Source organism: Enterococcus cecorum (assembly GCF_052119425.1).
GTDB lineage: Bacteria > Bacillota > Bacilli > Lactobacillales > Enterococcaceae > Enterococcus_E > Enterococcus_E cecorum_C.
The window spans coordinates 1-6,986 of record NZ_JBQKFH010000069.1; the positions used below are offsets into that span (position 1 = coordinate 1).

Genomic DNA, 6,986 nt, shown 5'->3' on the forward strand with positions numbered 1-6,986 from the left:
ATAGGGGGAAAATCCTCTATATTTCATCCAAAAAATCCAAAAATCGAAGGCATCTTTCACGGGTGCCTTCGATTTTTGGATTCAAAAGGGACTAATGGGTCAGCCCCTTTTACCTTTCCTTTAATAAAAGTCAAATATTTCTTAGCGTTTTGTTCATATATTTTTCACAACTCTTCCCTATAATAAAAGCATCCCAATAAAACAACCCTTAAACAATTTTTCATTTTAACTCCTTTCTATAAGCTAGTTGGCTAGTCCGACTAGCTTTTTTTCTATAGGAAGAGATAGCTATTCGTAGACAGCTTTTTCCATTCTTTTTAAAAACGTCTTATTCTCTTCACAAAAAATTCACGACTTCTAGGTATAGTATAAGTATCCCAACAAACGACCCTATAAAAACACTTTTTCATTTTTAACTCCTTGTAAAAACGGACGAGCCTATCCAATAGATAAACTCGTCCGTTTTTCTTATTTTATCTTTTCATACCAAGGTTTTAACCCTAGTGATAATAATCGATACGTCTCTTCAAAATCACCTGTATACCATGGATCGGGTACCTCTTTTCCTTGGTAGCCATCCACGACATCTAAATACAAATAGATTTTATCCTTACAATCTTGCGGGGCTCTAGCTAACAAATCTTTCACATTTTGATGATCCATCCCGATGATATAATCATATTCATAAAAATCTTGTGTCGTAATCGGCGTGGAAAACATCTGTGAAGTATCAATTCCTAAGCGAGTAAGCACCTTTTTCGTTCCTGGATGCACTGGATTGCCATGCTCCCAAGTACTCGTCGCTGCAGAAGCCACTTCAATATCTGGACGCTGATTTTTAGCTAAATAATCACGCATCAAACCCTCAGCCATTGGAGAACGACAAATATTTCCTAAACAAACCATTAATATCTTTGTCATAAGGACCTCCTATTCTTTTTCCTGATAAATACGATAAGCAAAAAATTCTATATCCGTTGCTAGACGATACAGTTGTACCGCAATTTCAAAAGCCGACTGCGGAAAGTCATCGCGAATCCACGTTTCCAAAATTCCTGTACAACCATAAGAAAAGAAGCGGGAATAAAACTCCATATCCTCGTGTGACAACTCTTTATTCACATCCATCTGAATAAATAAGCGCACAAAAGCAGGCTGTACTGTCTGCATAAAATCATCTAAAAACAAATGATGATGTGTCTTTAAAATTGTTTGATAAAAACGTCCATCCGCTTGAATTACTTTCAGCATTTTTAAAGCCTGTTCTTCCCAATTATCCAAAGACAGTGAATCAATCCTTAAATGAACCAATGCCTCATTGACATAAACCCAACTAAATAATTCTTCAATATTTTTAAAATGATAATAAAAAGTTTGACGGTTAATTCCTGCCATTTGTGTTAATTTTTGAATTTTAATTTGGTCTAACTTTTGTGTCTGACAAGCTTGCTTTAAAGCCAATGCTAATTTTTCTTTCGTGTTCACTGTTTTTTCCTCTTAATCTTCTTTTATCGGATAACCAAAATGCTCATAAGCTAAATGCGTTGCCATTCGTCCACGTGAAGTACGTTTCATCAAGCCACATTGAATCAAATAAGGCTCATACATATCCTCTACCGTATCAGGCTCTTCACCGATATTCACCGCTAAAGTGTTCAAGCCAACCGGACCCCCATGATAGACTTCGATTAAGGTTTTTAATAATTTTTGGTCAATATAATCGAGTCCAATTTTATCTACTTGAAGCAAGGTCAAAGCCTGATCAGCAATTTGACGTTTGATTACACCATCTGATTGCACTTGGGCAAAATCACGAACCCGCTTTAATAAACGATTAGCAATTCGCGGCGTCCCCCGTGAGCGTCTAGCAATCTCTAACGCCCCTTCTTCCACGATTTCAGCTTGAAAAATATCAGCCGAACGCAAGACAATCTCTTTTAATTCACTTTCTTGATAATACTCCATATGCGCAATAATCCCAAAACGATCACGCAAAGGTGCGGATAACATCCCCGCTCTAGTCGTTGCACCAATCAAGGTAAAAGGAGGGAGTGGAAAATGGACAGGATGGGCTGTGGTTCCTTGTCCAACCATTATGTCAATATAAAAATCTTCCATCGCCGAATACAGCACTTCTTCAGCAACCCGCGGTAAACGATGAATTTCATCAATAAATAAGACATCGCCGGGCTCTAATTCATTCAATACCGCCACTAAATCACCAGGCTTTTCAATAGTAGGACCACTTGTCGTCTTGATATTTACCCCCATCTCATTGGCTATGACCATCGCCATGGTTGTTTTCCCTAAGCCAGGCGGACCATATAATAGACAATGATCCAAAGCTTCTTCTCGTTGTTTAGCCGCTTGAATATAAATCTGTAACTGTGATTTGACTTTTTCTTGACCGATATATTGTGTAAAATACTGCGGTCTCAAAGATTTTTCCAGATACATTTCATCATCCATCATTTCCGGTGATATCATTCTCTCGTCCACATCTTCACCCCTTTACCTTTATTTTTTCATTAATAATTTCAATGCACGGCGTAAATATTCATCCGTTGTTAACTGTTCTTCTGCCAACGCTTTTTTCACTTTTTGCGCATCTTTTTCTTTATATCCTAAGGCAATTAATGCTTGCAAGGCATCTTCTAGCGCTTGATTGCCATCTGCAGTTTGGACTACTTCTGGCGTAAATAGCGTGATTTCTTGATTCAACTCGCCTAGCTTGCCTTTTAAATCGAGCACCATTTGAGAAGCGGTCTTTTTACCCACACCCGGAAATTTCGTCAAGTAGGTCACATCGCCTTGCTCAACAGCCTGAATCAATCCATGCATATCATCGCCTGCCATAATCGCCAAAGCACTCTTAGGACCAATCCCTGAGACTTTGATTAATTGTAAGAATAAATTTTTTTCTTCAATCGTTTGAAAAGCAAAAAGCAAGTGTCCATCTTCGCGAATAATTTGTTGGACATAAACCTTTACCTCTTCTTCGCTTACATGGTAACGATACGGATTACTAGATAACAATTGATAACCGATTCCATTCACTTCTAAAACGATATATGCCGGATAAATACCTGTCACCCGACCAATAAAATACTCGTACATAAACGTTCCTTTCTTGTACATATGTTCTTATCCATTTTAGCACAACGCCCATGTGAACTACTCACCACTTAACTAAACCTAACGGTTCTTAACGCTTGAAGTGGGAGCTTCTTGGGAATAGAGCATACTTGATAGCTTATTTCTTCACTAACAGCGGTTTCTCTTATTTACCAAGCTATCCCCGTAGTTCCTACGGTTTTTGATTGTACCTAAGCCAATGTTTGTATTCTTAGACCTTCGGTCAAAATATTGATACTAGCATTGATATCACGGTCATGATGAGTATGACAAATAGGGCAAGTCCATTCTCGAATATCAAGCGATTTCTTGCCATCTTTATGTCCACACTCTGAACAAATCTGACTAGACGGAAACCACGTATCCACTTTGATGATTTCACGTCCATACCAGTCAGCTTTGTATTGCAACTTAGCCACAAAGCTAGACCAAGATACATCAGAAATACTTCTTGCTAATTTATGATTACGCAACATACCTTTTACGTTTAAGTCTTCAATACAGATAATATCGTGATTTTTGATAATTTCTGTACTTAACTTATTCAGAAAATCAGCACGTTGATTCATTACTTTTTCATGCAATCTAGCTACTTTGCGTTTTTGTTTTTGATAATTTTTAGCTTCAGATAAAGGGATACCTTTGTTCTTAGCTAATAAGGCACGTCTAGACAACTTGTGTTGTTCACGTTTTAATTTCTTTTCCATTTTGGACGTGAATTTATGATTATCAATTTTTTGTCCATCTGAAAGAATCGCAAAGTCTGTAATACCTAAGTCAATACCAATAGCAGAATTGGTTTTAGGTAACTCGCTAATTTCTTCTTTACATAACAAAGAAATGTAGTATTTACCGCTAGAATGCCGTGATATTGTAGCAGATTTAATCATCCCTTTTGGTTGTCTATGAAGCTTAATTCTTATTAATGATTTCAATTTAGGAACTTTTATGAATTTATTATCAATCAAAGCAACTGTACCATTTTGATTATTCGTTGTATAACTCTGAACAGGATTTTTCTTACTTTTGAAACGTGGAAAGCCAACAGATTTATCCCGAAAAAAATTCTTGTATGCTTTATCTAAATTAAGTTGGGCATTGGCCAAAGCGAGGCTATCGACTTCTTTCAGAAATGGAAATTCTTTCTTATATTTAGCCGGTGTTGGAAAAGTCATTTTTTTAGAAGGATCATTTTTAACTTCTTCATATACTTTTTTTCGGTCATTAAGCATTAGATTGTAGACCTTACGAACGCAGCCGAAAGTTTTGGCAAAGAAGATTTCTTGTTCCTCTGTTGGATAGATTCTGAAATTGTACGCTTTTAGTCGTTCCACAAAGTTCACCTGCTTTCTATTTATGATTGTTTCCTTGATTTTGGATGTATTTCTTTATCACATCAATTGGTGCTCCACCAGTCGTCAACAGACAAAAACTTTTAGACCAAAACTGTTCTTTCCAAAGAAACTGTTTGACTCTTGGAAAATCACGTTTTATCAATCTTGAACTAGCGCTTTTATAGGCGTTGATGAATTTTGTCAATTCTGTTTTAGGGTGAGCTTTGAACATGACATGAATATGGTCTTTATCATGATTCCACTCCACTAAAGTAATATGATATGATTCTGAAATTCTTTCAAAAGTAGCTTTAGCATAATCAGATATTTCATCATCTATCACTTGTCTGCGATATTTGGTTACTAAAATAAGATGGTAATAAAGAAGGAAAACTGAATGGTTATTTGTATCTAATTCCATATTATTTCAACTCATTTCTAATATAGACTGATTATAACATAAAACAAAATAAAAAGACAGTATACTGTATTGTCGGTCTTCGAGTTACCAACAGTAACCCTCATACCGAATGGCATTCATCGCCCACCTATAGAGGATGGGCGATGAATGCCTGAATTACGTTAAAAAAAGATTGGTGCCCATATTTCAAAGTGCTATAATGGAAAAAAGTGAGGTGACGACAATGGAATTAGTCGAAGTGAAAAATGAAAAGGATTTAGCTGTTTTGATGCCGCTATTACAGGAAATTTGGTCAGAAGTCTTTACACCCATAATTGGTGCAGAGCAAGTCGCTTATATGTTGGCTAATTATCAATCTCAAGCCAATATTGAAGATGAAATGAAAAAAGGTGCCCACTATCTCTTGCTTGTTCACGACTCAAAACCAGTAGGATATACGGCCTATGAAGAAAATGGAGAAGAAGTCTATCTTAGCAAACTTTATCTCCATGCTAATACGCGCGGAAAAGGATTCTCTAGCCAAGTATTTGACTGGTATGAACGATTAGCAAAAGGCAAACGACTCTACCTCAATGTCAACCAAGGAAATGCCCTAGCTATCCGCATTTATGAACATCGTGGCTTTACCCGTGCTGGTGAGAGATATGTAGATATTGGTCAAGGTTTTATCATGAATGACTATATTTACGAAAAACTTTGCTAAAAAATTTGGACAAACCTCTTTACAAGACAAGAGTTTTTTAATAAAATAGTTCTTGTCTTAGGCCAGCTTAGCTCAGTTGGTAGAGCAACGCACTCGTAACGCGTAGGTCACAGGTTCGAACCCTGCAGCTGGCATATTAATAAAACCGTTGAGCCCCACAAGGTTCAGCGGTTTTTTTATAAGGAGGATGCTTATGCTATTCTATCCAGCTGTATTTACTCAAGGAGAATGCTATATTACTGTCACATTTCCAGATATTCCATCAGCAATCACACAAGGAGAAACACAAGAAGAAGCCTTTGAAATAGCCCAAGAAGTTTTGGGATTTGCTCTTGAAGATTACGAAAAATACCCTAAAGCTAGTGACATTGTTGAATTACAAAAGCAACACCCTGAAAGTACTATCGCTGTAATCGGTATTGATATGGCTGCTTATAATCGAAAATATCATTCAAAAAAAACACCTCTTTGCAGCAAAAAACTGTCAAAGAAGTGCTAAAATTGCTATGATTATTTAGTACCGAATAGACGGTCTCCAGCATCCCCTAAACCAGGAACGATATAACCATTTTCGTTTAATTTTTCATCTAGTGCAGCAGTATAAATATCAATGTCTGGATGCGCGTCTTGTAAAGCTTTAACCCCTTCAGGAGCAGCCACTAAACATACAAAGCGGATATTAGATGCGCCACGTTTTTTCAATGAATCAATCGCCATAATTGCTGAACCACCTGTTGCTAACATTGGGTCAACCACAAATAATTGACGACTATCAATATCTTCAGGCAACTTCATGAAATATTCATGTGGCTCTAAAGTTTCTTCATCACGATACATTCCGACATGACCAACTTTAGCTGCTGGAATTAACTCTAAAATACCATCCACCATGCCGATACCTGCACGTAAAATTGGCACAATCGCCACTTTTTTACCAGATAAAGTCTTTTGTGTTGATTGACAAATTGGTGTTTCAATTACAACGTCTTCTAATGGCATATCGCGTGAAACTTCATACGCCATTAACATCGCAATTTCATTTACAACTTCACGAAATACCTTAGTACCACAATTTTTATCACGAATCATCGTTAATTTGTGTTGAATTAATGGATGATCGATTACTTTAAATTTGCCCATTTTTTCCACCTCGTCACTTATTTTATCTACTATATTCTAAAGGAAACTCACTAAACTTTCAACACCTAAGTAAAAGGTTAACTATAACTCTAAAAAAACAGATTTCAAAAATGAAACCTGTTTCTTTAAAACTATTTATAAAGGCTCTATAATAAATTGGACTGATGAATCAAAATCGATTCTTCAGTCCAATTTTTCATTTTAGGTATAAAAAAACATACCGTTCTCTGATATGATTAAATCACCACAAATA

8 protein-coding genes, 1 tRNA gene and 1 pseudogene are annotated in these 6,986 nt (G+C 36.5%); 3 read left to right on the plus strand and 7 right to left on the minus strand.

Going from position 1 to position 6,986, the window contains the following annotated elements; all coding sequences use genetic code 11:
- Positions 1-468: 468 nt before the first annotated feature.
- The 6 genes from ACTQZM_RS11510 to tnpA form a co-directional block, all read right to left on the minus strand.
- The gene (locus ACTQZM_RS11510; RefSeq protein WP_441653847.1) at positions 469-921 is read right to left on the minus strand and encodes a low molecular weight protein-tyrosine-phosphatase; all 453 of its coding nucleotides are present in this window, start codon (positions 919-921) and stop codon (positions 469-471) included.
- 9 nt (positions 922-930) lie between these two features.
- On the minus strand, positions 931-1,485 hold the full coding sequence (locus ACTQZM_RS11515) for a TetR/AcrR family transcriptional regulator (protein WP_441653848.1): 555 nt from the start codon (positions 1,483-1,485) through the stop codon (positions 931-933).
- Positions 1,486-1,497: 12 nt separating this feature from the next.
- Positions 1,498-2,487, minus strand: a complete 990-nt coding sequence (gene ruvB, locus ACTQZM_RS11520) for a Holliday junction branch migration DNA helicase RuvB (RefSeq protein ID WP_171301525.1) — start codon at positions 2,485-2,487, stop codon at positions 1,498-1,500.
- 30 nt (positions 2,488-2,517) lie between these two features.
- The gene (gene ruvA, locus ACTQZM_RS11525) at positions 2,518-3,117 is read right to left on the minus strand and encodes a Holliday junction branch migration protein RuvA (protein ID WP_087402663.1); all 600 of its coding nucleotides are present in this window, start codon (positions 3,115-3,117) and stop codon (positions 2,518-2,520) included.
- Between the two features lie 209 nt (positions 3,118-3,326).
- A complete protein-coding gene (gene tnpB / locus ACTQZM_RS11530) occupies positions 3,327-4,469 on the minus strand; it encodes an IS200/IS605 family element RNA-guided endonuclease TnpB (protein WP_441653849.1) in 1,143 nt (380 codons plus the stop codon).
- Between the two features lie 16 nt (positions 4,470-4,485).
- Entirely contained in the window at positions 4,486-4,890 is a 405-nt protein-coding gene (gene tnpA / locus ACTQZM_RS11535; RefSeq protein ID WP_113837022.1) for an IS200/IS605 family transposase, read from the minus strand.
- Positions 4,891-5,113: 223 nt separating this feature from the next.
- Between tnpA and ACTQZM_RS11540 the strand changes: the two genes are divergently transcribed.
- The 3 genes and pseudogenes from ACTQZM_RS11540 to ACTQZM_RS11550 form a co-directional block, all read left to right on the plus strand.
- On the plus strand, positions 5,114-5,593 hold the full coding sequence (locus ACTQZM_RS11540) for a GNAT family N-acetyltransferase (protein ID WP_441653850.1): 480 nt from the start codon (positions 5,114-5,116) through the stop codon (positions 5,591-5,593).
- A gap of 61 nt (positions 5,594-5,654) precedes the next feature.
- Positions 5,655-5,727, plus strand: a tRNA-Thr gene (locus tag ACTQZM_RS11545).
- Positions 5,728-5,786: 59 nt separating this feature from the next.
- Positions 5,787-6,053 (plus strand): annotated as a pseudogene (locus ACTQZM_RS11550) (type II toxin-antitoxin system HicB family antitoxin); the annotation flags it as partial.
- 50 nt (positions 6,054-6,103) lie between these two features.
- Here the strand turns inward: ACTQZM_RS11550 and upp are convergent.
- Positions 6,104-6,733 (minus strand): uracil phosphoribosyltransferase, encoded by a 630-nt coding sequence (upp, locus tag ACTQZM_RS11555; RefSeq protein WP_016250879.1) that lies wholly within the window; start codon positions 6,731-6,733, stop codon positions 6,104-6,106.
- Between the last annotated feature and the right edge of the window lie 253 nt (positions 6,734-6,986).